A 23,734-nucleotide genomic window follows, 5' to 3' on the forward strand; every position below is an offset into this window, starting at 1 on the left:
GGGGGAGGACGCCCCGGGTGGGGGACCTCAGGGCTTCTCAGGGCTCCTCAGGGCTTTTGGGCCACCACCAGCTCGAAGGGACCGGGCAGCACGTGCGCGTCGGTGAAGCCCGCGCCGGTGAGGCCCTCCAGGTAGAACTCCACCTCGCGCAGCCGGCTCACGCACGTGTCCACGCCGATGAGGAAGTAGGACCAGAAGAACTGGGCCGCCAGCCGCTCCGGGGTGCGGAACTCCTCGCAGATGAGCACGCGGCCACCGGAGGGCAGGGCGGCGAAGGCGGCCTGCATCAGCGACCGCGCCACCTCCGCGGGCCAGTCATGCAGCACGCGCACGAACGACAGCGCGTCGTAGCCCCGGGGCAGCGGCTCCTTCAGGAAGTCTCCGCCCACGAAGCCCAGCCGCTTGGGGGACAGGCCCGCGCGCTCGCGCGTGCGCGTGACCAGGGCCTCCGTGGCGGGCAGGTTGTAGACGTCCACGGCGAGCGTCGGGTGCTGACGCAGCAGGGCTTCCGCGAGCGTGCCGTCCCCGCCGCCCACGTCGAGCAGCCGGGACTCGGAGGGCCACAGGGTGCCCGCGTGCGCGCGGAACGTCTCCAGGATGGGGCCCAGGCCCGCGGCCATGCTGGCCTCGAAGCCCTCCACCTGCTCGGGCGTGCGCGGAGGCCAGTCGAACGACGTGGCGGACATGGAGTGCTCGCCGCGCAGCGTCTCCGGCAGCCGGCCGTGCAGGGCCTTCCAGTCGTACTTCTCGCGGTCGCGCTCCAGCGAGCCCTCGCCAAGCACGATGCGCGCCGCGTCGCGCAGGCCGGGCACGCTCCGGTAGCGCGCTGCCTCCAGCGCGTCGCTGGTCTGCTCGCGCTGCACCAGGCCCAGGCTCTCCAGGCAGTCGAGGAACTTGTAGAGCCGCTTGGGGACGAGGCCGTGCTTCGCCGACAGCTCACCCAGCGTCACCGGGCCGGGCTCCAGCGCGTCCAGCAGGCCCAGCTTCAGCGCCGTCTCCACGACGTCCATCGCGCGGGCGCCGTTGAACAGCAGGTGCAGGAGGGCGCGAGGCGATGGCGCCTCGCGCGTGAAGGGAGGCATCTGACTGCTCATGCGCTTGGATTGTGCTGCTCTTCGATGAGCGCGTCCATGAAGGCGTCCACTTCCTCGGGCGTGTTGTAGAAGTGTGGCGCGGCGCGCAGGAAGCCCCGGTGGCTGCAGATGAAGCCGCGCGCCACCAGCCGCTGCGTCACCTGTACATCGCCGGGGAAGCTCATCGCCACCACGCCGCCTCGCTGGTGCGGCTCGCGCGGCGTCACCACGCGCAGTCCCGCCGCGTCCGCGCGGGCCATCAGCCGGTCCGTGAGCTTCAGCGAGTGCTCACGCACGGCGTGGATGCCCACGCCCTTGATCAGGTCCAGGCCGGGCCGCGACAGCAGCACCATGAGGGGCGCGGGCGTGCCGCCCATCATCCGGCGCGCGTCCGGGGCGTAGTCCGTCGTCTGCTGGAAGCCCAGCGGGGACGCGCCGGCCAGCCACCCGGTGACGGCGGGGCGGAGGGTGGGCAGCAGGCCCGGGCGCATGTACAGGAACGCGGCCTCGGAGCCGCCCAGCCACTTGTGCGCGCCGCCCATGAGGAAGTCCACGTCCAGCGCGCGCACGTCGATGGGGACGGTGCCCACGGTCTGGTACGCGTCCGTGGCGATGAGGGCCCCGGCCGCGTGCGCCGCCTTCGCGATGCGCGCGAGGTCCAGCACTGCGCCGGTGGCGAAGGCGCCGTGGGCGACGCAGACGATGAGCGTGCGCTTGTCGATGGCCGCTTCCAGCGCGGCTTCGTCCACGCGGCCGTCCTTCGACGGGACGACGACCAGCTCCGCCCCGTAGCGCGCGAAGCCCTTCCAGATGAAGGGCACGGTGGGGAACTCCAGGTCGGTGATGACGACGCGGCGGCGCTCTCCGGAGAAGTCCAGGCACGAGGCCAGGCGCGACAGGTGCGCGCTCAGGTTGGTGTCCAGCGCCACGGAGCCGGCCGGAGCGCCGATGAGGTCCGCGACGCCGTCCGCGTACGCCTGCATCTGGGACAGCCACGTGTCCCAGGTGTCATCGCGCCACGCGCGCATGGTGTTCCAGTACTGCGCGAGCACGCCCTCCACGGCCCGGGGCAGCGCCCCGGTGGAGTTGCTGTTGAGGTACGTGCAGGTCTGGAGCAGCGGGTATTCCGCGCGCAGGGCTCCCGGGAGCGCCGCCACGGTCACGACTGGCTCCGCAGCTCCTGGGCGTGGACGTACGCCGACACCTGCGCGGTGTGCGAGTGCGTGTGAGGCCCGTGAGGCGTCGGAGCGTGGGGCACCGGCGCATGGGGCGCGGGAGCCGCCGCCGCATGAGGGGCCGGAGCATGCGGCGCCGCGTGCGGAGCATGGACCGCCGGAGCCGGCTGCGCGTGGGCCACCGGCGCGTGCGGAGCGTGGGGCACCGCGTGCGGAGCATGGACCGCCGGAGCCGGCTGCGCGTGGGCCACCGGCGCGTGCGGAGCGTAGGGCACCGCGTGGGCCGTGGCGGCGTGAGCGTGGGCCATCGGAGCGTGCACCGCGCCCGCGTGGGCCACCGGAGCGTGCTGCCCGTGCATCGCGGCCATCGGGCAGCCGCCACCGGTGGTGCGCGCCTCGTGCGCGGGGGCCGCGGCGGCGTACGCCGTGGGCGCGTGGGCCGCGTGCGCCTGGGCCACGGGCATCTCCATGTCCCTCATCGCGGCCATCGGGCAGCCGCCGCCGGAGCGCGACTCGCCCGGCGTGAAACCACCCTCGCGCTTCCAGCCCGCCGTCAGCTCCACGCGCACGTCCCACAGCGCGCGGAACAGCGGCAGCGTCATGCGCGCCTGCAGCACCTGCGACGGCAGCCCGTCCAGCGCCTTCACCGTGCGGTCGATGCCAATCGTCCGGCGCACCAGCTGGTAGTGCGCGTACAGCCATCCCTGGAAGCTCTCATCCACCGTCACCAGCTGCTCGCAGACGTGCTGCAGGTCCTTCGGCCCCCCAGCCGAATAGACCTGGAACAGCGTCAGCCCGCGACGCGCCAGCATGCGCTCCATCGCGGACTCCAACCCGTCCGCCGCGTGGCGAAGCGTGTTGTAGCCCGGCGACTCCTGCCCGCTGCCGTTGCCCAGGCTGCGGCGGATGACCTGGTACTCGGCCGGGGTCATCGTCTCCAGGATGGCCATCTCCGCGCTGATGCCCGCGAGGATCTTCTGCACCCGCACCAGCCGCGCCGACACCGCCCAAAGCGAGTCGCGGTCCATCTCCGCGACCACCTCCACCATCTCCCGCGACGCCAGCTTCAGGTACAGCTCCTGCGACTGGTGGACGATCTGGAACATCAGCTCGTCGTGGGACACCAGCTCGCCCTCCGGCGACTGCAGCGCCAGCAGGGTGTCCGTGTGCAGGTAGCGCTCGTAGTCCAGCTCGCCCTTGCCCACCCACTTCTTCAACATGACGTTGAACATGGGTTGAGTCAGCTCCAGCTTCAGCTTTTCCGCGTGGCTGTAATCGGTAGACGTGTGCAAGGTGCCTCCGGGGGGACGCAGGCAGTTCGTGGTGGGTAGAGCGCGCCCCAGTCGCAGGGAACAGTGAGCGCGTAAATCTCTAGAAGCGACTACCTTACAGCCCTTTTGGTGAACTTCAAGTCATACCGGGCTTGCGGGTTATCGATTTTTGAGATTCCCATCCAACCGGAGTACGGGGTGGCCCGAGGGGTCGGGCTCACCCATGGGGTGGGTCAGCTCTCAACCGGTGAGGGATTCCGGTTGGGTGACGCCGGGCGAGGCTTGAGGCGCATGGCGTTGAGCTTCTGCGCCAGGTCCGCGCCCTGGACACTCTTGGAGATGTAGCCGTCCGCGCCGGAGGCGATGGCCAGCGAGCGCAGCTTGGCCTCATCCGAGGCGGAGTAGAGGATGAAGCGGGTGCCCGGGGGGGCGTACTGGCGCGCCAGGCCCACGACCTTGTCCCCCTTGAGGGCGGGGAAGTTCACGTCGATGAGCACGAAGTCCGGCTCGGAGGCGCGCACGATGTTGGACACGCCCAGCGCGGATGTGTGGGTCTGCACTTCGAACCCGTACGCGCTCAGCGAGCGCTGCACGAGGTCGAGCAGGTCCGGATCGTCGTCCACGACAAGGACGCGCGGTTTTGCTTCAGCCATGGCTTCTCCCTAGGTACTGACGAATCGTCTCGATGAGCTGATCGCGGTCCAGGGGCTTGGTCATGTAGGCCGTGCAACCGGCCGCGTGCGCCTTGTCCTGGTACTCGCGACCCGCGTGCGCCGTAACGGCGATGACGGGCACATTCTGCCCATCCGGCAACGCGCGGAGCCTGCGGGTGACTTCCCAGCCGTCGAGCCGCGGCAGGGACAGGTCCATGAGGATGAGGTCCGGCGCGTCGTTGCGGGCCCGCTCCAGCCCCTGCTCGCCGTCCTCCGCCTCGATGAGGTCATACAGTCCGCCCAGGTACCTGCGGACGATGTCGCGGTTCTGCTCGCTGTCCTCCACGTACAGCACGCGAGGCAGCTTCCCCGCGCTGGCCGCCCGCTGGGACATCAGCAGTCCCTTGGCCTGGGAGATGACGTCCTCCAGCGCGGTGCCGCCCTTGCGCACGAAGCCGGCGAAGCCGTCGCGCAGGAGCGTCTCCTCTTCCTTGGACAGCGTCTTGCCGGTGAGCACCACCACCGGCACGGACAGCTTCTCCGCGCGCAGCCGGCGCAGGACCTCGAAGCCATCCAGGTTCGGCATCATCAGGTCCAGCACCACCAGCGACGGCGGCGACACGCGCGCCTTGAGCAGCGCGTCCTCGCCGTTGCGCGCCTCGTTGGTGGAGAAGCCCGCGCGGCGCAGGTTGCGGCTGACCAGCTCGCGCGTGGCCGCGTCGTCGTCCACCACCAGCACGTCGCCCGCGGCGGCCGTGGTGCCCGCGGAGGCCAGGCTCTTCTGCACCACCTCCACCAGGCGATCCGGCTCCACCGGCTTCACCAGGTACTCGCACGCACCCAGGCTGAAGCCGCGCGCGCGCTGCTCCTCCACCGATACGAGGATGACCGGGATGGAGGCCAGCGCCGGGTCGCTCTTCAGCTGGCTCAAGACGGACCAGCCGTCCATGCGCGGCAGGTGGATGTCCAGCAGGATGGCCTGCGGCTTCACGTCGCGCGCGAGCTTCATCGCGGCGATGCCGTCATTGGCCGTCACGACCTTGAAGCCCGCGGGCTCCAATTGGCCCGTGACGAGCTGCTGGATGAGCACGTCGTCGTCCACCACCAGCACCGTGCTGCCCGGCCGCGCCATGGGCGCCAGCTTCTGGGCCACGTCCTGGAAGGGCACCAGGCGCTCCGTGGCGTGCGGGCTGTCCGCGCCCACCGTCTTCGCCAGCACGTCCGGCAGCCGGACGGTGAAGGTGGAGCCGCGCCCCAGCGTGCTCTTCACGTCCACCGTGCCGCCCAGCACGCGCGTCAGCTCGCGCACGATGGCCAGACCCAGGCCCGTGCCGCCCACCTTGCGCGTGGTGGTGCCGTCCACCTGGCGGAACTTCTCGAAGATGAAGGGGAGCTGATCCGACGGGATGCCCACGCCGGTGTCCTCCACCGTCATCAGCAGCTCGCCGCCGCCCGCGGGCACCACCGTGAGCGCCACCTCGCCCGTGTCGGTGAACTTGGCCGCGTTGCTCAACAGGTTGAGCATGATCTGCCGCAGCTTCAGCGCGTCGGTGCGGATCTCCTTCGCCTCGTTGTCCACGTTCACCGTGAGGGCCACGTCCTTGCCCTTCAAGTACTCCTTCACGGTGGCCATGCACTCGTCGGCCAGCTCCTGCACGTCCACCGGCTCGGTGACGACCTCCACGCGGCCCGCTTCAATCTTGGACAGGTCCAGGATGTCGTTGATGAGCGCCAGCAGCGTCTTGGCGTTCGTCTTCACCACGTTGAGGTCGCGCCGGCCGTGCGGCGTCAGGCGGTTGCCCTCCTCGCGCATCAAGAGGTCGCAGTAGCCGATGATGCCGTTGAGCGGCGTGCGGATCTCGTGGCTGAAGTTCGCCAGGAACTCGCTCTTGAGGCGCACGGCGCCTTCCGCCTCGCGGGCGCGCTCCTCTTCGTTGCGCTTGGCGACGGAGAGCTCCTGGGCCAGCCGGTCCAGGTCCTCGTTCTGCTGGCGGATGATCTCCATCTGGAGCGCGCGCTGCTGGTAGCTGGCCAGTGAACGGGCGGACACCGCGCGCGTCTTCTTGATCTCCTCCAGGCTGGCGGCCAGCTGCTTGTTGGCGGCCTCCAGCTCGTCGCGGGAGGCGCGCAGGGCCTCCTCGTTCTGCTTGCGGTCGGAGATGTCCTCCGTGACGCCCATCACGAAGCGCGCCACGCCCTGGTCGTCCAGCAGCGGAATCTTGCGCGTGGCGAAGATGCGGTCCACGCCGTCCGCGCGGGCCACCTCCTCGAACGTCTTCATCTTGCGCGTCTCGAGGATCTCCGTGTCGATGGCGATGAACGACTCCGCCTGCTCCTTGGGGAAGTAGTCGTGGTCCAGCTTCCCCAGCAGCCACTCCTTGGTGACCTTGAAGGCGTCCGCGAACGTCTTGTTCACCACCACCAGCCGGCGCGTCTCCGCGTCCTTCACGAACAGCACGAAGGGCAGCGCGTCGATGATGTTGCTGAGCAGGTAGTTGGTGCGCTTGAGCTCCACCCCCGTCATCTGGTGCTGGGCGCGCTCGGCGTGAAGGCGCAGCTCGCGCGCCACCACGAAGGGCAGGTGGCCGTAGCGGTCCTCGGTGACGTAGTCGCGAGCGCCCGCGCGCATGGCGGTGGCCAGCGTGTCCGCGCTCCACGAGGGCGCGCTCACCACGAAGGCCGTCTCCCGGCCGCGCTTCACCCAGGCGGCCTGGACGTCCTCCCAGGTCATGCCCGGCATCTCGGACCCCACCAGCACCAGGGCCCAGGGGCGCTCCAGCGCCTGCTCCAGGGCCTCCCGGGTACTGACGGGCTCCAGCGTGAGCATGGAGAGGATGTCCTCCTTCTCCAGCGCGTCGCGCATGGCGCGCGTCTCACGCTCGCTGCCAACCAGCAGCAGCGACAGGGTGTAACCAAGAGGCGCCTCGGCGTGGGCCGCGTCGAACGGGTGCTGGGCCATGGTCTGGGGGACTTAGTTGGAGCCGAACGCGAGCACGGTCAGCGTGGTGTTGATGTGGAAGCCCGAGTAAATCTCGAATTGCACGTTCATCCCAGCAGCGGAGGGTGCAAGCTTCAAGGATTCCGAGAGCTTCGGCAGCTGACCCTGGGCCTGCGCGTACCACAGGCGTCCGCTGCAGTGGAACAGGAGGGCGGCCTGGGGGTTCTGTACCCGCCTGGGCAGCTCCTCCTCGAAGAAGTTGCGCGTCATGCCCGCCAGGTCGCCGGCCTTCATCAGGTCCAGCTCGCTGCCCTCCTCCAGGAGGTTGGCGAAGAGGATGGAGCCATCCTCCAGGGGGCGCCACGCGGCGCGGATGAAGTACTCGCGGCCCACCTTGAGCGCGGTGGGGCGCAGCGCGAAGCCGCCCGGCCGGCCGAACTCCAGGTCCGCGATGTTCTCCACGCCCAGGATGTCCGCGTAGCGGCGGGCGGCGGGCTTGCCGTCAATCTCCAGGGCGCGCGTGTGCGTCTCGTCCACCTTGGTGATGGTCAGCCGCTCGCCGGTGGGCACGTACCAGTGCGAGCGCAGCGCGGCCCAGGGCGCGTTCGTCTTGAACAGGGCCACCAGCACGCCGTCGCCGGCCACCTCACCATCCACGTGGATGAGGGCGGACTGGCGCGCGGGGTCCGTCTCTGAGTCGCTGGCGCCGCCGCCCACGAGCACCAGGGTCTGGTTCTTCTCCAGGATGCCCAGCAGCAGCTCTTCCTTCTTGTAGCGGAAGCCGTCGTCAATCACGAGGCCCACGTACCGGCGCGCGTCCAGGTCCTGCTGGCGCACGCCCAGCTCCTCGCACGCGCGCTTGATGGCCTGCGCTCCCGCGGCGATGGCGTCCCCGGTCAGGCCGCTGCCCAGGCCCAGACCCACCTCGAAGTCGCCGGAGAGCGCGCCCAGCACCACGCTGTTCTCGTGGATGCCGTTGTTGTCCAGCTCGCCGGCGGTGGTGGCGCCCACCAGCCGGGTGTCCTTGGGCAGCCGCTCGCGCACCGCGCGGTTGAGCGCGCGCTGGTCGCGCTGCCGGGACGCGAACAGCGTCACCAGCTTGGGGGCGGGACCGTGTAACTGGCGCAGGAGGTCCTCAGCGACGGCGACTGGATCCGTGAGGGTGGAGCGAGCCGTCTGCATCTTCACATGCGCCATGGAGGACCTCCGTGCGAACCGGCGGCGGCTAGAAGCCGCTGCCGGGGTGTGTCTTGTGACAACTGCCGGTGCACTGCTGGAACGACTCGCGGCCCCCGCCGACGTACATGCTCTCGATGGGACCGAACTTCTCCACGTGGCTGTCCGGGTAGCTCTTGTGGCACGACAGGCACGCGGCCTTGCTGGTGCGCTGCGTGGTCTCCTGCTTCAGGTGGCAGGAGGTGCACTTCTCCAGGGGCGCGTCGAAGCGGTTGGAGCGCGAGTGGAGGAAGTGCGTGCGCACGAAGATGGGACCTTCCAGTTCGAAGCCCAGCGGAGCATGGCACGACGCGCAGGCGGCGCGGTTGTCGTTCGCATGGAGGACCTCGCTCAGCTCGCCGCCCTTGCTGTGGCAGGTGTTGCACGGACCCGTGGTCAGTACGGCCTCCGTGTGCGTCTTCGTCCCCACCTGGATTTCAATGGTGCGGGACGCCGGCCGGTCCTCGCCCATGAAAACGCGGCGCGCCTTGGCGGTCACCAGGTAGGTGCCGGGCTTCGCGTCCGCGGGCAGGTGGTAGGTCCAGGTGTCGCTCACGGGCGCGTCCCAGCGGCCGTCATTGGGGAAGAAGGCGCCGCCGAAGAGCTTGTTGGACGGCGGGAAGGTCATGAACTGCGCATAGACGCCGTCGCGCGCCGGGGTGGCGATGGTCTGCACGTCCTGCGAGTCGTCCAGGAAGGCCTCCAGGTCGACGATGGTCCGGATGGGCTGGATGTCCTGCGCCGGCCCGATGAGCTGCGTCATCATCATCCGTTCCTGGTGCTTGCGGCGGTAGTAGGTCGTCGTGGGGTTGAAGAAGGCCTGATAGTACTGGATCCCCGCGGGATTGCCGGGAGCGCCCGGGGGTGCGACCTCATTGTAGGTTGGGAGGCTCCCGGGCTTGTGCAGGGCCTTGCCCTTGCCGTCCTTCAGGGTCATCTGGAAGGTGACGTCCGACCCGGGGGCATACGTGCCGTCCTTGCGGGGCGCCGTCAGGGGCTTGATGTCGATGCCGAAGCCGTAGCTGTAGGCCGGCTGGGACACCTGCGTGACAGGGATGTAGTAGGGGGCGAACGGGCGCAGGCTCCAGCGCAGGCGCAGACCCACCGTGCGGGAGGTGAAGGTGAGCGTCTGCTTCTTCGCGTGGTCGTACGCGTTGCGCAGCTCCACCAGGGCCTCTTCCTCATAGGCCTTGGCGCCGGTGCAGTCCGTGAGCGAGCGGCAGTCGCGCGTCCACTGGATGGCGCGCATGCGGCGGATGAAGAAGTCGTCACGCTCCGTGCGGCGGGTGTCGTCCGTGCCGATGTTCAACAGCACCGGCGCGCCCGTCAGCAGGCCGCGGGAATCCACCGGCTCCACCGTGAAGAGGCTGGGCGCCTTCATCCACGCGGCGTCACGGTAGAAGCGGCGGCGGGTGAAGGTGCCGTCCGGGTTGGACAGGCCCACGAACTCCTGGTCCGCCAGGCGCACGCCGTTCCAGCCAATGGCCAGGAAGTCGCTGTTCTGACGCAGCCCGTCCACGCCCTCGTCCTTCGTGGCGTTGATGGAGGCGCGCAGGTCAATCTGGTTCACCCAGAAGGTCTGCCCGGCCTTCACCTTCAGGGGCACGCCCTCCCCGTTGTCCACCTCCAGGGCCAGGCCCACGGGAGCCTCGCGGTTGCCGACGCCCAGGAGGTCGCCCACGGACAGCGCCTCGCCCTGCGTCGCGAGCTGGGGCTCCACGGCGGCGGGGGAGGACGCCAGGTCCTCGCCTTCCGCACCGCCGCACGCCACCGTCAGGCTGGCCAGGGTGGCCAGCAGGCTCGCGCGGCCCGCCGTGAACAGGCGGGGGGAAGTGCGAGAACACCGCTCCCGAATCGTGTCAGCTCCACCCATGAGGGGACTCCTCCGAACGCGTATGTGCGGACTGCTGCCGGAGCAGCGTCGCGGCCTTGGGACCCACATGCCCTGACGTCGGGGGGACGCTGGCGGAGGGTCGAACTCAAATCCGGCTTTTGCCGAAAACGAGCAGTTCTAGCCGTACGGAGAATATCCACAATCAACAGACGGGTTCAACTTCTGAGAATAATTCTACTCAGAGGCGAACTCGGACTGTTCGTGACTGGATGGGAGGGCGTCATGGGGCGCAACCCACCCGGGCGGGTCAGGCTCGAATCAGGTTTCCCTCCTCCTGCCGTGCTTCCGGGGTGAACGGGAGTTCGACCGTGAACTCCGAGCCCTCACCGGGGCGGGAGTGGACGTGGATGGTGCCGCCGTGGGCCTCCACGAGCTGCCGGACGATGTAGAGGCCCAGGCCGAAGCCCGGCGCGCGGCTGTCCGTCGTGACCCGCTCGAAGCGGGTGAACAGGCGCTGTTGTGCGTCCACGGGGATGCCGGCGCCGTGGTCTCGCACCGACATGCGGACCCGGTGTGAGTCCTCGTCCACGTTCACATGCACCTCCACCGGTTGGCCTCGGCCGAATTTGAGGGCGTTGCTGACCAGGTTGGTGAGGACGCGGTCCAGGCGCTGGCGGTCCCAGTGGCCCGGAGCCGCGTCGTGGGCGTGGACGGTGAGGGCGCAGCCTGCGGCGGCGGCCTGGTCCTCGTGGCGGGTGGCCACCTCGTGCGCCAGCTCCGCCAGGTCCATGGCCTGCGCCTGGAGCACCAGCCGGCCGCCGGACAGCCGGGACAGGTCCAGCAGGTTGTGCACCAGCTGGCCCAGGCGCTTCGTCTCGTCCTCGGCCAGCAGCAGCCCCTCGCGCAGGCGCGGGTCGTCCCCCTGCGTGGGCGCGCACTGCAGGCGCACGCGGCGCAGGCGCAGCTGCAGCGAGCTCAGCGGGGTGCCCAGGTCGTGCGCCGCCACGCCAATGAGCTCCAGCGCGTTCTGCGTCGCCGCCATCAGGCGGGCGTTGTCCAGGGCCAGCGCGGCGCGGGCGGACAGCTCCTCCAGGAAGGCCTGGTCCACCGCGCCGTAGTGGCGGTGGGGCCGGGTGGACAGCAGGCACAGCGCGCCCAGCACGCGGTTGTCCACCACGAGCGGCACGCTCAGCGCGGAGCGTACGCCCAGCGCGCGCCACAGCTCCGCGTAGGGGCTGTCGCTGACGGAGGAGGGCAGCCGGCCGGGGTCCACCTCCGCGAAGCGCTCGGCGCGGCCGGTGTGGACGACGCGCGCGGGGCCGGGCTCGTCCGCGGAGGGCTGGCGCATCAGCGGCTCCCACAGCCGCTGCTGGGTGGCCGCGTCCGCGCACGCCACCGCGCCGGGCCGCACGTCGCCTTTGCCGTCCGGCAGGTACAGCACGCACGCGTCCGCGATCTCCGGCACGCACAAACGCGTGAGCGCGTTGCCCAGTTCCTTGGCGCCGGCCTGGGGCTGCAGCACGCGGCCCGCCTCCGCGAGCAGCGCCTGCATGCGCTCGGTGCGCTTGCGCTCGGTGATGTCGCGCGTCACCTCCGCGAAGCCCTGCAGTGTGCCGCCCTCCGCGTACAGCGCGGTGAGCAGCGTCTCCGCCCAGAAGCGCGAGCCGTCCTTGCGCATCCGCCAGCCCTCCGACTGCAGGCGGCGCTCGCGCGCGGCCCGCTCGCGGTGGGAGGCGGGCAGTCCGTGCGTCACCGCGTCCGGCACGTGCAGCACCTCCACGCGCTGGCCCACGATGTCGGAGGACGTCCACCCGGTGAGCCGCTCCGCGCCCGTGCTCCAGCAGGACACGGTGCCGTCCGGCTCCAGGAAGCACAGCGCGTAGTCGCTCACGCCATCCATGAACAGGTGCAACCGCTGTTCGCTCTGCACGGCCTCCGCGTGCATGGGGCCCAGCGCGTTTCGCAGCACCAGCACCAGCGCGACCAGGGCCCCCAGGCCCAGGACGCCAGCGAGGATGTCGGAGGCGTGATGGCCCAGGGCCCCGTCGTCCACTGTCAGCGTGTGGGCCGCGGACACCAGGGTGGCAAGCAGGATGAGTCCGGCCAGAAGGCACGCGGACAGACCCGCCCCCACCCGCTGAGCGAAGGTCCAACGTCGCAGCATGAGGCACTCCCCCCCGACGGCACCGAGCGCTTCTGTGCAGAAGGACGCTCAACATCACCGAAAAGGTGGGGTGAGCGACATCGCACTGTCGGGCAGGGTATCCTATAACCCTGTTTTTACATGTTTGTCATGGAATCATGGACCCTACCCCCAGGGATGGGAAGTTTCTGGCGGGCAGGACGCGGCGAGGCTGTCGGATGGTGGACGGTGAGGGGCGCGCCGCGGGAACTCGGGCCTGGAATCAAGGGGTTGGAAGGAGTGGGAGCGCCTGTGAAATGGCCTTCCGGGCGCCGGGACGTTATGGAGCGCCCCCTCCTCGTCACCCAGGTGTTGCACGGCATATGGCGTCTCTCGTCGAAGGTCTGAAGGTCCGCTACCTCCCGCAGCCCGAGTGGGGTGTGGGGCATCTGCTGTCGCTGCAGGAGCAGGGGGCCAAGGCCCTCATCGCCTTCCCGTCCCGCGAGGATGCACCCGTGCTGGTGTCCACGCGCGGCGGCGCGCTGGTGCCGTACCAGCTGCCCAAGGGCGAGCCCATCCAGACGCCGAAGGGACGCAAGGCCACCATCCTGGGCGAGGAGCCGGGCGCGCGCGGCCTGCGCCGCTATGTGGTGCGCTTCGAGGACACGGGCGAGGAGGACGAGCTGCCGGAGTCGGAGGTGCGCGCGCTGGCGCCGCGCTCCGACCTGTTGTCCACGCTGCGCGACGGGCGGGTGGGGGACGCGAAGGCGTTCATGCTGCGCAAGCAGGCGCTGGTGCTGGACGACGAGCGCCGGGGCGACGCGCTGGGCGCGCTGCTGGCCAGCCGGGTGATGGTGAAGCCGCACCAGGTGGGCGTGGTTCAGCGCGTGCTGTCCGCGCGCCGTCCGCGCTTCGTGCTGGCGGACGAAGTGGGCCTGGGCAAGACGATTGAAGCGGGCATGGTGTTCAGCGCGCTGCGCCTGGTGGGTCTGGCGCGCCGGTGCATCGTCGTGGCGCCCAGCCACCTCACGGTGCAGTGGCTGGTGGAGCTGTTCCACAAGTTCAACCAGCTCTTCACGCTGATGGACTCGGACCGCTACGAGCAGTCGCTGAAGGAAGCGCCGGACGTCTCCCCGTGGGCGCGCTTCCCGCTGGTGGTGACGAGCCTGGAGCTGCTCAGCCGCACCCGCGAGCACCGCGAAGAGGTGGCCGCCGAGGACGCGTTCTGGGACCTGGTCATCATCGACGAGGCGCACCACCTCAAGGGCGAGAAGGCCTTCGCCGCCGCGAAGGGGCTGGCCGCGAACTCGTGGGGCCTCTTGCTGCTCACCGCCACGCCCATGCAGTTGGATCCGGCGGAGTACCACGGCCTGCTCACGCTCATTGACGCAGGCACCGCGCCGTCCGTGAAGGGCTTCGAGGCGCGGCTCCAGCGTCAGGAGGAGCTGTCCGCCGCGGTGCGCGCATTGCTGGAGGGCAAGGACGCGAAGGCCGCCGTGGCCGCGCTGGCGAAGCGCTTCCCGGAGGACGCGCGGCTGCAGACGCTGAAGGAGAAGGAGGCGCTGCTCGCTCACCTGGCCGAGACGTACAGCCTGTCCGACCGGCTGGTGCGCAACCGGCGCGCGGTGGTGGGCGGCTTCTCCACGCGCAGGCTCCACCGGCACCCGGTGCAGCTGTCACCGGAGGAATTGAAGGCGCGCGACACGGCCCTGGCCACGCTGGCGAAGGGCACGCTTCGCGGCGCGCCGCTGGCCAACGTGCTGCGCCGCCTGGAGTCGAGCCCCGCGGCGTTCACGGGCGCGGTGAAGTCAAACCCGGCGCTGAAGGGCGCGGACCTCAAGCCGACCGGCCGGGACGCGAAGCTCATCGCGTTCGTGGGCGTGCTGCGCGGCATCTGGAAGGCGGAGCCGCGCGCGAAGGTGCTGGTGTTCACGGAGAGCCGCGACACGCTGGAATCGCTCCAGTCGGAGCTGTCTCGCGAGGGCGTGGAGGCGCTGGGCTACCACGGCGACCTGCCGCTCGTGGAACGCGACCGGCAGGTGGCGCGCTTCCGCGACCCGGAAGGGCCCCAGGTGCTCCTGTGCACGGAGGTGGGCGGCGAGGGCCGCAACTTCCAGTTCGCGCACCACCTGGTCCACTACGATTTGCCGTGGAGCCCGTCCACGGTGGAGCAGCGCATCGGCCGCCTGGACCGCATCGGCCAGACGCACCCGGTGGAGATCCACGTCTTCGACCCCGCGGGCACGCTCGCGGCGGACGTGCTGATGCTGCTGGCGGATGCAGTGGGCGTCTTCGGTGAGACGGTGGGCGGCCTGGATGCCGTATTGGAGGAGGTGGAGGACCGCATCGCGGACCTGGCCCTGCTGCCCCGCGAGGCGCGCGTGGAGTACGCCGCCGAACTGAAGGCCCGCGTGGAGGCGGCGCGCGAGCAGGTGAAGCGCGCGTACGACCCGCTGCTGGATGTCCGCAGCTTCGACAAGCCCGCCGTGGCCCGGCTGGTGGCGCGCGCGCAGGAGCGCATGGGCGAGGAGGCGCCGGAGCCCGGCGACGACTCCGAGGAAGAAGCTCCGCCCCTGGAGGACGGGCTGTGGAGCGTGGCGCGCGACCTGGACGAGCGCCTGGAGGAGACCGTCACGGAGCTGGCGCGGCGCGTGGGCATTGGCGTGGACACCGACGAGCAGGTGGAGGCCTTCCAGGTGGCCTTCCAGTTCGGCCACGCGCTCAACGTGGAGGGTCTGCCCGGCATCGACGTGATGCAGGACCGCACCGTGCTGGGCACCTTCTGGCGCGACACCGCGGTGGAGGCGGAGGAACTGGAGTACTTCGCCACCGGCCACCCGCTGGTGGAGGCGCTGTTCGGCTTCCTCAAGGACGGCCCCTACGGCCGCAGCGGCTTCCGCCACATCGAGAAGCGCTCCGTGAAGAAGCCCGCGCGCGGCCTGGAGCTGCTCTTCCACGTCCAGCTGCCGGAGCCCGCGGACACGTCGCCCGGCGCCCGCGTGCCCAGCCGCCAGCTGGCGCGCTTCCTGCCTCGCACCCTGCTGCCCGTGGCCGTGGTGGAAGGCCCCCAGGGCCCCGTGGCCGACGCTTCCGTACTGGCCGCATTGGAATCCGAGGGCAAGGCCCTGAAGGGGGACGAGGTCCACCAGGCCTTCCCCGGCTTCGGCGTCTTCGTGGACGCCGCGCTGCCGGTGGCCCAGGACGCCGCCGAGGCGGAGCTCGCCCGCGCCGCGAAGAAGGCCCGGGCCGGCATCGAGGCCGAGCGCGACGCGGCCGCCGCCCGCCTGCGCCTCTCCCTGTCCCACCAGGGGCTCCCCCCGGAGGAGGTGGAGGCCCAGGTTGACGCGGAGCGCCATCACTATGAGCGCCTGCTCCAGGCGCTCACGGGCGCGAAGGTGGCGCTGGACGCGGCCTGCGGGTTCACCCTCAACCGCTGAGCCAAACCATCCTGATAGTATGGAATCGGTCTTGGCGGGTCTCCGTCCATTTGACCGATTCCCCAATCATCGAGAATCTAGGAGGAAGGCAGCCTCCCCCTATGGCCTTCCCCCACCCCCAGCGTCGGAAGCGCGAGTCCGGTCAGGCCGCCGTGGAAGCGGCGTTGTGCATGCCGCTCGTGGTGTTCATGGTGCTGGGCACGCTGCAGCTCTTCATGCTGTTGCAGGGCCGCATCCTGGCGCAGGTGGCGGTGTACCGCGCGGTGCGCGCGGGCAGCCTCAACCACGGCAGCTGCGAGGCGATGACGCACGCGGCGCTGGTGACGATGCTGCCCACCGTGGAGCACACGCGCACGCCCGCGCAGCTGGCCGACGCCTTCGAGAAGCGCAGGCGCAACTACCTGCGCGTGCGAGGCACGCAGGGGGCGCTCTTCACCGAAGGGCCCATGGTGGAGATCGTCCGTGAGTCCCCGGGCGTCGGCTGGGTGCGCGGCCACGGCGAGGAGGACCTGCTCTTCGACGTGCCCACGGACGACCCGGCGCTGATGCGCCAGCGCACGCTCGAGATCCGCATGGTGGCCTGGTACTACATGCGCATCCCATTCGCGGACTGGGTGATGAGCCGCATGTTCCTGGCCCAGTTCCACCTGAAGAACTACACGGACGCGAACCCCCTCAACCCGGCGCAGAAGAAGTCGGACTGGTGGGCGGACACCGACGTGGAGCTGGGGCCGGATGACTGGCCCGGCGGCGACCTGGGGGACCGGATGGTGCGCTGGAACGCGCAGGGCCACTACCTGTTCCCCATCCAGGTCCACGCGGCCATGAAGATGATGACCCCGGTGAAGGCGGCGAACTTCCAGGGAGGTGCCGGATGCAGCCTGCACGGCTTCTGAAGTCCCGCGCGCGCGGCCAGGCGCTGGTGCTGTTCTCGCTCACGCTGCTGCTGCTGACGTTGATGGTGCTGGGGACGCTGGGCTTTGGCATGCGCGCCAAGGAGCGCGTCGAAATCCAGATGGCCGCGGACGCGGCGGCGTACAGCCAGGCGGTGTCCACGGCGCGCACGTTCAACGCCATCGCGGTGCTCAACCGCGCCCAGATTGCCCACATGGTGGCCATGGCGGGCACGCAGTCGATGATCAGCTACGGCAGCCAGCACTACGCCGCACGGAAGCTGTCCCCGTGCGCCATCGCGGACCCGGTCTGGTCCGGCCTGGACCAGGCGGCGGCCGAGCAGGTGAAGGAGTTGCAGGGGCGCGCCGGTGACATGTTCCGCTCGGAGCTGGCCATGTACAGCGTGCTGGTGGGCACGCACCTGGCGGGCCAGGGGCTGTCGAAGCACATCGCCGAGTCGGTCAACCGTGAGCTGGAGGCCCCGCCCGCGGGCGACGGCAAGTCGCTGGCGGAGGTGTCCGGCGGCGCGTCCTCCGGCATGTCCTTCGAAACGTTTGAGGAACTGCAGCGCGCGGGGGGCGTGCCGGACACCTCTGGCGCGGTGGCGCTGGCCGGGGGGCAGAGCACCGCCAACCTGAACGCCACCATGGGCAGCATGGGCTGGACGTGGGTGCACAACCGGGGGACCGGCAGCGCGGGCTTCGGCTCGGGCGCCGCCGCGCACAACCCCGGCTTCAAGCACTACGGCAGCGCCTCCGCGATGGACTCCTCCACCTACCAGACCATCTCCGGCCGCAACTCGTGGGCGCACGACCACGGGCGAGCGGTGATGGTCACCTGCCCGGACGGCACCGTCGTTCCCGGTGGCGCTACCGACGCGTGGGTGATGTCCGACGAGAAGCAGTCCGACGAGGACCAGCACGTCTACGGCGCAGGCCAGCCGCCCCCGGGACAAGGCTCGGAGAACAGCAAGCCGGTGGACGAGCGCCACACGCTGGGCGCATGCAACGTGTGCCCCGGCATCTGGCCGAACGCGGTGGGCTTCAACGCGAGCCTCTTGAACGGTCCCCGCCCGGACGAGAACGACTTCGGCCAGCCCAAGCTGTACGCCATGCTCCGCCGCGACTACGCCAGCGCGGACCGGCGGGCGAGGCCCGACCCGTGGAACCTGCTGTTCACCTTCAAGTTCGCGAACCAGGAGACGGAGTTCGACAACGCCGCGCCGCTCGGGCGCATCCAGCCCACCGGCCTGGAGGACGTGCAGCGCAACCAGGTGGCGCTGTCCGCGGGCCTGGCCTACTACCACCGGCCCCGTCCGGCGGCGGCGGGCGGGGGATGGGAAGAACCCCCCAACTTCCTCAATCCCTTCTGGCGCGCCACGCTGGTGAGCACGGAGGGGGCCCGTGACGACAAGCCCGCACGCAGCCTGCAGCAGGCGGGCTTCACCGAGCACGCGGAGGCGCTGCGCAAGCTGGACTCCGCGGGCTACCGCGGTGGCAGCAAGACGGGCGGGAGGTACTGATGCGCACGCGCGCTTCCAGGTCGCGCCGCGGGCAGGCGCTCGTCGAGACGGCGCTGGGGTCACTGGTGTTCGTGACCGTGCTGATGTTCGGCATCTACTTCGCGGAGGTGGGCGCGCTGAGCCTCAAGGTGCAGGAGGCCGCCAACTTCGCGCTGTGGGAGGCCACCGGGCACGTGATGCACAACCCGCAGAACGGCGTCTTCCAGCGCCGCAACGCGGAGGCGCTGGCGTCCGCGGAGGCCGCCGGGCGCTACGAGGACTTCGACGGGCGCGCGGGCCGCACCAGCGGGGCCATGACGTTCCAGCTGGCCCTGGCGCGGGCCACCCGCATCCAGGTGGACTGCGAGCCGACGCGGCCCGCGGGCAGCGACGTTGGCATCCTGGGCATCCGGCCGCAGGACGCGGACCTGGGCTCCACGGCCCTGCGGCAGGCCATGGACGTGCAGTCGGACGGCATCTCGTGCACCGCCTCCACCCGGCTGCGGGCGGAGCGCCTGGGCAGGTTCATGGAGCCGGAGTTCTTCAAGGTGTCGCACCGGCGCGCCACGGATCCGTTCACGGTGTGCGCGGCGGGACGCGCGTCCGGCGGCCGCTGCAACCGGCGCTTCTTCATGCTGCTGGATGACTGGGGTCTGTCCACCCTGGCGGGGGGCCAGGAGTGCCCGCTCCAGATCGACAGCGGCGGCGCCTGCGGGAACCTGGACTACTACAACTGGGCCCAGAGCGTGTACCAGAAGAACGGCGGCGCCGGGAACGCGGGCAGCGCGCTGATGGCGGGCGTGGGCGCGGAGGGCGGCGTGAACGAGGACCAGTTCTTCATGAGCTTCCGTGGCCAGGAGAGCCGCTACGAGCAGAACATCGGTGGCTCGCACGCGGGCAATCAGTCTGTCTGGGAGACGACGCCCTTCGTGGCGCCCAACATCAGCCACAAGTACAACGTCCACCGCGAGGGCAAGTGGCTGGGAGGCGTGCCGCATTGAAGCGGGCAGGGCGCGCGGCGGGCGCGGTGCTCGCGCTGGTGCTGGGCCTGCCCGTCGGTGCCCTCGCGGCCCCTGACGCGGGCGTGCCGGACGCGGGTGTTCCGGATGCGCCGCGCTTCGCGTGGCCCAGGCTCCAGGTCATCGCGCACGTGGAGTCCAGCGACATCGTGGAGGCGGGTGGCATCCCGGTGGCGCTGCGCGCGGTGCACGTGAAGGAGAACCTCCGCGACCTGGTGCAGCGCTTCGCGGACGCGTACCGCGACGGTGGCCTCTACGTGCCGCCCGGCAAGGAGCAGCCTCAGTACGCGAACAACGCGGCCATGCTCACCGCGTTGGATCCGAAGCGCCGCATCACCTACACCGTGGTGATGATGCCGCAGGCGGATGGCACCACCATGCTGTACCTGGGCGAGGCCAACCACGCGCTGGCGCGTCCGCCGGAATCAGCGGCCGGGGACTTCGCGCCGCTGCCGCCGAAGGCCCACGGCGTGCTGCGCGTGAACACGGAAGGGTCGCGCACGCTCACCTTCGAGGTGCCGCTCACGGGTCCGCAGGTGGACGCCTTCTACGACGACGCCCTGGCGAAGGCCGGGTGGAAGAAGGGCGACGAGCCCGGGCTGTACTCGCGGTCCGGCGCGGAGCTGCGGCTCACGCACCAGCCCGGCAAGGACGGCCAGCGCGGCGTGGTGATCATCCACCAGCAGCGCTGACTTTGAGTCAGGCGCGCAGCTTCTCGCGCAGCGCCTTGGCGCGGCCCTGCATGTCGGGGTCCAGGCCGGTGAGCTCGATGGACTTCAGCCGCTGGTCCAGGCTCTTGGGCAGCTTCTTCTGCAGCGTGCCCGCCTCCTGGAGCGCCTCCAGCTTCGCCAGCGCCTTGTCCACGATGCGCTCGCGCGGGTGGTCCAGCAGGCTGTCGAGGAAGTACGCGTCCTCCGGCATGTCCGGATACTTCTCCAGGTAGTCCACCACGCCCTTCACCCAGTCCGCGCGCGTCTCCGACTCCTGCACCTTGCGCAGCGCGTCCTTCTGGGCCTTGCGCTTGCCCTCGGGGTCGAACGTCTTCGCCAGCCCCTCCGGCAGCTCGCCGCCGGTGAAGAGCGCGTCCGCGGCCGTCTTGTATTTCTGGTAGCTGGCGCTGCGCTCCAGCTTCTGCTGCGCCGGGTCGTCCTGGCGCGAGTGGTACTTGCTCTTGCCGCGCTGCGCGTCCAGCTCGCGGTAGGACTTGTTGCGCTTGCCGGTGAAGCCACCACCGTCGTTGTCGTCTCGGGCCATCGTCATCTCCCCTTGCGCGCGCGCCACAGCGCCGCCAGTCCCCGCCGGACGAGGGTGCGCACCTGCGCCAGCTCCTCGGGGGCGAGGGGGTGCTCCTCGTCCTGCTCCGCCTCGAACAAGCTCTCCGTCACGTATTCCTGGAGGGCGTCCGGCGCGGGCGGCGCATCCGGCTCCCTGTCCAGGGCCCTGACATCCACGGCCCCGAGCCCCGGCGGCCAGCCCAGCTCCAGCATGGCGTGCAGCTCGAAGAGCAGGTGGCGGGCGACTCCGTAACCTTCATCCGTGAGGCCAGCGGCGTCAAGCGCACCCAGCAGGCCATCCTGGCGGTTCTCGAAGGCGTGCATCAGCCGCGTGCGCGCCTTGTCGTCGTCCTCCAGATAACGCCAGGCGGCCTCCACGAATTCGCCCGTGGGCTCGTCCGGATGGAAGGGCGTGGGCGGCAGCACGCGCTCCTTCTTCGGGCGCGGCGGGCGGGGGCCGTCCTCCGGCCTCACCGCCTTTCCCTCCAGCACCAGGTCCCAGAGGCCCAGGAGGTTCTGGTACAGGCGGCGCGCCAGGTCCGGGTCCCGGAAGCGGGGCTCGCCCTCGAAGAGGGTGGGAATCACCTGGCTGGCATCGGCGCCTTCCGCGCGCGCCTCGCGCATGCGCTCGAGCACGTCGGCGGTGTCGCAGGGACTGCCGGCCAGCTCCAGCAGTCCGTCGAGCGTCTGTGCACCCTCGAACTGGCGGACGAAGTCGGGGGCTCGGTTCTTGGAGCGGCTCATCGTGGGATGGACGGTAGGCACAAGGCGGGCATCCGCGCACGGGGCAAACATGCTCAAGCGCGCGTGGCTTCCGTTTCGGACGCGGCGCCCCTACTGTGCGGCAGTCATGGCCGTGGAAACTTCGTCCGACCCCTTGAAGTCCGCGATGCAGGAGCTCTACCGCGCGCGCGCGGTGGAAGGCCCGCTGGGGGAGAACGGCCTGCGCACCGTCTGGCACCTGTCTCCCCAGGGCGCGGAGCTGATGTCGCTGGTGGACGAGGACGGCCGGGTGCGCCGTCAGGAGCTCACGCTCCTGGATGAACACTGCATCTGGGCCAGCGGCCAGGGCGTGCGCACCGGCCGGGTGGAGGCCGGCGAGGCGCGGCCCGTGTCCACGGAGGTGCGCGCGGACCCGGAGCTGGTGCCGCAGCGGCTGGTGCGCGCCGCGCAGGCGCTCGCCACCTACGAGGGCCAGGACCGGTACATCCTGCACATGCAGCGCGTGCTGGCGCTGGCGCGCGAGGGGCTGGAGATGTCCAGCGTCACGTCGCCCGACCGTCTGGAGGCGCCACTGGGCCGCAACCCCGGCTCGCGCGAAACCGTCCCCACGCGGACCGTCACCTTCACGCCGGTGGCGCCGCCGCCGCGCGAGGCCGTCACTCCCGCCGCCGCGCCGGAGCCCCAGCGAGAGCCCGAGCCCGAACCGGAGCCCGTGGTGCTGCGCTACGGTCAGCCGCTGCCCAACGAGGTCCTGCCTCCGGTGGTGCGCAAGTCGGAGGGCCTGGTGATGGTGGCCGTCTTCGCCTTCGCCGTCGTGGTGGGGCTCGTCATGCTGTACCTGCTGTCGCGAGGAGGCTGAGCCGCACGGGCGAGCGCCCGCCCATCAGGTGCGTCACGTCCGCTTCGGTGGGGATGGGGCCGGACGTCCTGCGGCCTCCGGTGGTGACGCGCTCCGGGCCCAGCGTGGTGTGCAGCGGGTGCGCGTCCAGCAACAGCAGGACGGCGACCGCGGCGGTGAGCACCAGGCCGCCCACCCACTCCAGCGCGCGCGTGCGCCGGGCCTCCGCCGCGCGGTACGTCATCAGCCAGGCGCAGCCCAGCACCAGCAGGCAGGAGAAGCAGCTCCAGCGCACCACGCGCAGCTGGGCCACCCGCGCCATGCCCTCCGCCATCAGGTCCGGGCGCAGCTCGCCGGGCGCGCGCGACAGCCGCGACAGGAGCGTGAAGAGCTGGTGCGCCTCCAGCGTGCCCACCACCGCCATGCCCGCCAGCGCCGCCGACACCAGGCTGCCCAGCAGCAGGCTCCGCCGCGCGCTGTACCCCGCGCCCGGGCTGTTGAAGCGCGCCATGGCCAGCGCCACCGACAGCGAGCCCAGCAGCACCGCGCTGATCCAGGCGCCCAGCAGCCGGGGGGCCATCGCCTTGCCCAGCCCCGCCGTCAGCGCGATGCCCGCATCGGACGCGGACACCCCCGGCAGCGCCGCCTGCATCCGCTCCAGCAGCACCTCCGTGCCCAACAGGCCCAGCGTCCAGGGCACCGTCGCCATGCCCACCATCACCGCCAGCGGCACCGCGGCGCGGCCCTGAAGCGTGGAGCCCGCCGCGATGGTCAGCAGCGGCACCTCCACCACCAGCGCCAGCCCCAGCAGCAGGGAGAACGGCCCCGCCGAGGCCACCACGCTCAACAGGCCAGAGGGAGTGCCGAGCAGCACCGGGAGCGAGCTCCCCAGCACGCACACCGTGGCGGGGACCGCGAACGCCACGGCGAACAACCCGGGCGCGACGTGAGGTCTGACTGGAACAAGCATTTCCAGTGAGGATAGGGCTCCGGTGATTCCTTGTAATTCAGACGGGGGGACGGCCCACGAGCCAGTACACGACAGAGCAGACGGCGCCGGCCACGGGCGCCAGCACGATGCCCCAGAGCAGTGTCTGGCCGCAGTCCGCGCCCTCGCAGCCGATGCGCCCGTACGCGAGCACGCCGCCCGTGAGCATGGGCAGGTGCATGCCCGCGATGAACAGGCCCAAGCCGCGCAGCACCAGCCCCCGGTACCAGGGCCGCGTCCACAGCCGGAAGACGAGCGGCACGAGCACCAGCGTGCCGGTGAAGGCGGCGGCCAGCGCGACGTGACGGGCGGCCACCGCGACGCACGCGCCCGCGGCCATCAGCAGGGCGGGCACCAGGAGGAGCGCGTTGAGCGACAGCGGCTCTCGTTCGCGGGGCGGCGTCGGAGGCATGGGCCGGGATGGAAGGGTCGCAGGGCGTGCCCGGTCGCGCAAGGCCAGGAATGGAGTGGAGCAGTGGGGCACGGGCGGAAGGAACACGCACTTCGCCAGCGGACGCCATGGCCCCGCGGGGCGGCGTTCAGGCGGCGACGGCGCCTTCGCCCAACAGGCGCGCGTAGCGGCCCCGCAGCGCGAGCAGCTGTTCGTGCGTGCCGGCCTCCACCACCTGTCCGCCCTCCACCACGGCGATGAGGTCCGCGTCGCGCACGGTGCTCAGCCGGTGCGCGATGACCAGCACCGTGCGGCCCTTCATCAGCGCCTGGAGCCCCGCGCCCACCGCCGCCTCGCTGGTGGCGTCCAGGGCGCTCGTGGGCCTGTC

General features: G+C 70.8%; 18 protein-coding genes and 1 pseudogene. 6 read left to right on the plus strand and 13 right to left on the minus strand.

Annotation, left to right across the window (positions count from 1 at the left end):
* Positions 1-47 precede the first annotated feature (47 nt).
* The 8 genes from D7X55_RS12740 to D7X55_RS12775 all read right to left on the minus strand — a co-directional run bounded on the left by D7X55_RS12740 (position 48) and on the right by D7X55_RS12775 (position 12,323).
* Positions 48-1,082, minus strand: a complete 1,035-nt coding sequence (locus tag D7X55_RS12740; protein ID WP_120548107.1) for a methyltransferase — start codon at positions 1,080-1,082, stop codon at positions 48-50.
* Between the two features lie 8 nt (positions 1,083-1,090).
* Positions 1,091-2,236, minus strand: a complete 1,146-nt coding sequence (locus D7X55_RS12745) for an aminotransferase class V-fold PLP-dependent enzyme (RefSeq protein WP_121723203.1) — start codon at positions 2,234-2,236, stop codon at positions 1,091-1,093.
* Complete coding sequence (locus tag D7X55_RS44150; RefSeq protein ID WP_199746946.1) at positions 2,233-3,540, minus strand: tryptophan 2,3-dioxygenase family protein; 1,308 nt, start codon at positions 3,538-3,540, stop codon at positions 2,233-2,235. Before D7X55_RS44150 ends, D7X55_RS12745 begins: the two co-directional genes overlap by 4 nt.
* Positions 3,541-3,752: 212 nt before the next feature.
* Positions 3,753-4,172 (minus strand): response regulator, encoded by a 420-nt coding sequence (locus D7X55_RS12755; RefSeq protein WP_120548109.1) that lies wholly within the window; start codon positions 4,170-4,172, stop codon positions 3,753-3,755.
* On the minus strand, positions 4,165-7,131 hold the full coding sequence (locus D7X55_RS12760) for a response regulator (protein ID WP_121723204.1): 2,967 nt from the start codon (positions 7,129-7,131) through the stop codon (positions 4,165-4,167). Before D7X55_RS12760 ends, D7X55_RS12755 begins: the two co-directional genes overlap by 8 nt.
* A gap of 12 nt (positions 7,132-7,143) precedes the next feature.
* Positions 7,144-8,307 carry an FIST signal transduction protein gene (locus D7X55_RS12765; RefSeq protein WP_120548111.1) on the minus strand — a complete coding sequence of 388 codons (1,164 nt, stop codon included), beginning with the start codon at positions 8,305-8,307 and terminating at the stop codon, positions 7,144-7,146.
* Positions 8,308-8,335: 28 nt separating this feature from the next.
* Positions 8,336-10,198 (minus strand): cytochrome C, encoded by a 1,863-nt coding sequence (locus D7X55_RS12770; RefSeq protein WP_120548112.1) that lies wholly within the window; start codon positions 10,196-10,198, stop codon positions 8,336-8,338.
* A 268-nt stretch (positions 10,199-10,466) separates the two neighbouring features.
* On the minus strand, positions 10,467-12,323 hold the full coding sequence (locus D7X55_RS12775; RefSeq protein WP_121723205.1) for an ATP-binding protein: 1,857 nt from the start codon (positions 12,321-12,323) through the stop codon (positions 10,467-10,469).
* A 341-nt stretch (positions 12,324-12,664) separates the two neighbouring features.
* Between D7X55_RS12775 and D7X55_RS12780 the strand changes: the two genes are divergently transcribed.
* The 5 genes from D7X55_RS12780 to D7X55_RS12800 all read left to right on the plus strand — a co-directional run bounded on the left by D7X55_RS12780 (position 12,665) and on the right by D7X55_RS12800 (position 19,824).
* Positions 12,665-15,718, plus strand: a complete 3,054-nt coding sequence (locus tag D7X55_RS12780) for a helicase-related protein (protein ID WP_121723206.1) — start codon at positions 12,665-12,667, stop codon at positions 15,716-15,718.
* A gap of 101 nt (positions 15,719-15,819) precedes the next feature.
* On the plus strand, positions 15,820-16,614 hold the full coding sequence (locus tag D7X55_RS12785; RefSeq protein WP_120548115.1) for a TadE/TadG family type IV pilus assembly protein: 795 nt from the start codon (positions 15,820-15,822) through the stop codon (positions 16,612-16,614).
* A complete protein-coding gene (locus tag D7X55_RS12790; RefSeq protein ID WP_120548116.1) occupies positions 16,593-18,134 on the plus strand; it encodes a pilus assembly protein in 1,542 nt (513 codons plus the stop codon). The genes D7X55_RS12785 and D7X55_RS12790 overlap by 22 nt, the downstream gene beginning before the upstream one ends.
* Positions 18,134-19,114 carry a TadE/TadG family type IV pilus assembly protein gene (locus D7X55_RS12795; protein ID WP_120548117.1) on the plus strand — a complete coding sequence of 327 codons (981 nt, stop codon included), beginning with the start codon at positions 18,134-18,136 and terminating at the stop codon, positions 19,112-19,114. Before D7X55_RS12790 ends, D7X55_RS12795 begins: the two co-directional genes overlap by 1 nt.
* On the plus strand, positions 19,111-19,824 hold the full coding sequence (locus tag D7X55_RS12800) for a hypothetical protein (protein ID WP_120548118.1): 714 nt from the start codon (positions 19,111-19,113) through the stop codon (positions 19,822-19,824). Before D7X55_RS12795 ends, D7X55_RS12800 begins: the two co-directional genes overlap by 4 nt.
* A gap of 7 nt (positions 19,825-19,831) precedes the next feature.
* On the opposite strand, the gene D7X55_RS12805 is transcribed toward D7X55_RS12800, so the two are convergent.
* Both D7X55_RS12805 and D7X55_RS12810 read right to left on the minus strand, forming a co-directional pair.
* Positions 19,832-20,386: a hypothetical protein gene (locus D7X55_RS12805; RefSeq protein WP_171435580.1), complete on the minus strand. Its 555-nt coding sequence runs from the start codon at positions 20,384-20,386 to the stop codon at positions 19,832-19,834.
* 2 nt (positions 20,387-20,388) lie between these two features.
* On the minus strand, positions 20,389-21,150 hold the full coding sequence (locus D7X55_RS12810; protein ID WP_120548119.1) for a hypothetical protein: 762 nt from the start codon (positions 21,148-21,150) through the stop codon (positions 20,389-20,391).
* A gap of 106 nt (positions 21,151-21,256) precedes the next feature.
* Here D7X55_RS12810 and D7X55_RS12815 point away from each other — a divergent pair, with 106 nt between their 5' ends.
* Positions 21,257-21,988, plus strand: coding sequence for a hypothetical protein (locus tag D7X55_RS12815; protein ID WP_121723207.1), 732 nt, complete (start codon positions 21,257-21,259; stop codon positions 21,986-21,988).
* Here the strand turns inward: D7X55_RS12815 and D7X55_RS12820 are convergent.
* The 3 genes and pseudogenes from D7X55_RS12820 to D7X55_RS12830 form a co-directional block, all read right to left on the minus strand.
* Positions 21,957-22,892: a hypothetical protein gene (locus D7X55_RS12820; protein WP_147470096.1), complete on the minus strand. Its 936-nt coding sequence runs from the start codon at positions 22,890-22,892 to the stop codon at positions 21,957-21,959. The two genes, D7X55_RS12815 and D7X55_RS12820, sit on opposite strands and share 32 nt — an antisense overlap.
* A gap of 82 nt (positions 22,893-22,974) precedes the next feature.
* Positions 22,975-23,367, minus strand: coding sequence for a hypothetical protein (locus tag D7X55_RS12825; RefSeq protein WP_120548122.1), 393 nt, complete (start codon positions 23,365-23,367; stop codon positions 22,975-22,977).
* 127 nt (positions 23,368-23,494) lie between these two features.
* Positions 23,495-23,734: pseudogene (locus D7X55_RS12830) on the minus strand (ABC transporter ATP-binding protein); the annotation flags it as partial.

It is taken from the genome of Corallococcus sp. AB049A (genome assembly GCF_003668885.1).
Taxonomy (GTDB): domain Bacteria; phylum Myxococcota; class Myxococcia; order Myxococcales; family Myxococcaceae; genus Corallococcus; species Corallococcus interemptor.

Coding starts and splice junctions, on each gene's coding strand:
- D7X55_RS12810 (WP_120548119.1), bottom strand. CDS start 21,150: ATGAGCCGCTCCAAGAACCGAGCCCCCGACTTCGTCCGCCAGTTCGAG.
- D7X55_RS12755 (WP_120548109.1), bottom strand. CDS start 4,172: ATGGCTGAAGCAAAACCGCGCGTCCTTGTCGTGGACGACGATCCGGAC.
- D7X55_RS12790 (WP_120548116.1), top strand. CDS start 16,593: ATGCAGCCTGCACGGCTTCTGAAGTCCCGCGCGCGCGGCCAGGCGCTG.
- D7X55_RS12795 (WP_120548117.1), top strand. CDS start 18,134: ATGCGCACGCGCGCTTCCAGGTCGCGCCGCGGGCAGGCGCTCGTCGAG.
- D7X55_RS12740 (WP_120548107.1), bottom strand. CDS start 1,082: ATGCCTCCCTTCACGCGCGAGGCGCCATCGCCTCGCGCCCTCCTGCAC.
- D7X55_RS12760 (WP_121723204.1), bottom strand. CDS start 7,131: ATGGCCCAGCACCCGTTCGACGCGGCCCACGCCGAGGCGCCTCTTGGT.
- D7X55_RS12780 (WP_121723206.1), top strand. CDS start 12,665: ATGGCGTCTCTCGTCGAAGGTCTGAAGGTCCGCTACCTCCCGCAGCCC.
- D7X55_RS12770 (WP_120548112.1), bottom strand. CDS start 10,198: ATGGGTGGAGCTGACACGATTCGGGAGCGGTGTTCTCGCACTTCCCCC.
- D7X55_RS12815 (WP_121723207.1), top strand. CDS start 21,257: ATGGCCGTGGAAACTTCGTCCGACCCCTTGAAGTCCGCGATGCAGGAG.
- D7X55_RS12825 (WP_120548122.1), bottom strand. CDS start 23,367: ATGCCTCCGACGCCGCCCCGCGAACGAGAGCCGCTGTCGCTCAACGCG.
- D7X55_RS12775 (WP_121723205.1), bottom strand. CDS start 12,323: ATGCTGCGACGTTGGACCTTCGCTCAGCGGGTGGGGGCGGGTCTGTCC.
- D7X55_RS12785 (WP_120548115.1), top strand. CDS start 15,820: ATGGCCTTCCCCCACCCCCAGCGTCGGAAGCGCGAGTCCGGTCAGGCC.
- D7X55_RS12805 (WP_171435580.1), bottom strand. CDS start 20,386: ATGGCCCGAGACGACAACGACGGTGGTGGCTTCACCGGCAAGCGCAAC.
- D7X55_RS12765 (WP_120548111.1), bottom strand. CDS start 8,307: ATGGCGCATGTGAAGATGCAGACGGCTCGCTCCACCCTCACGGATCCA.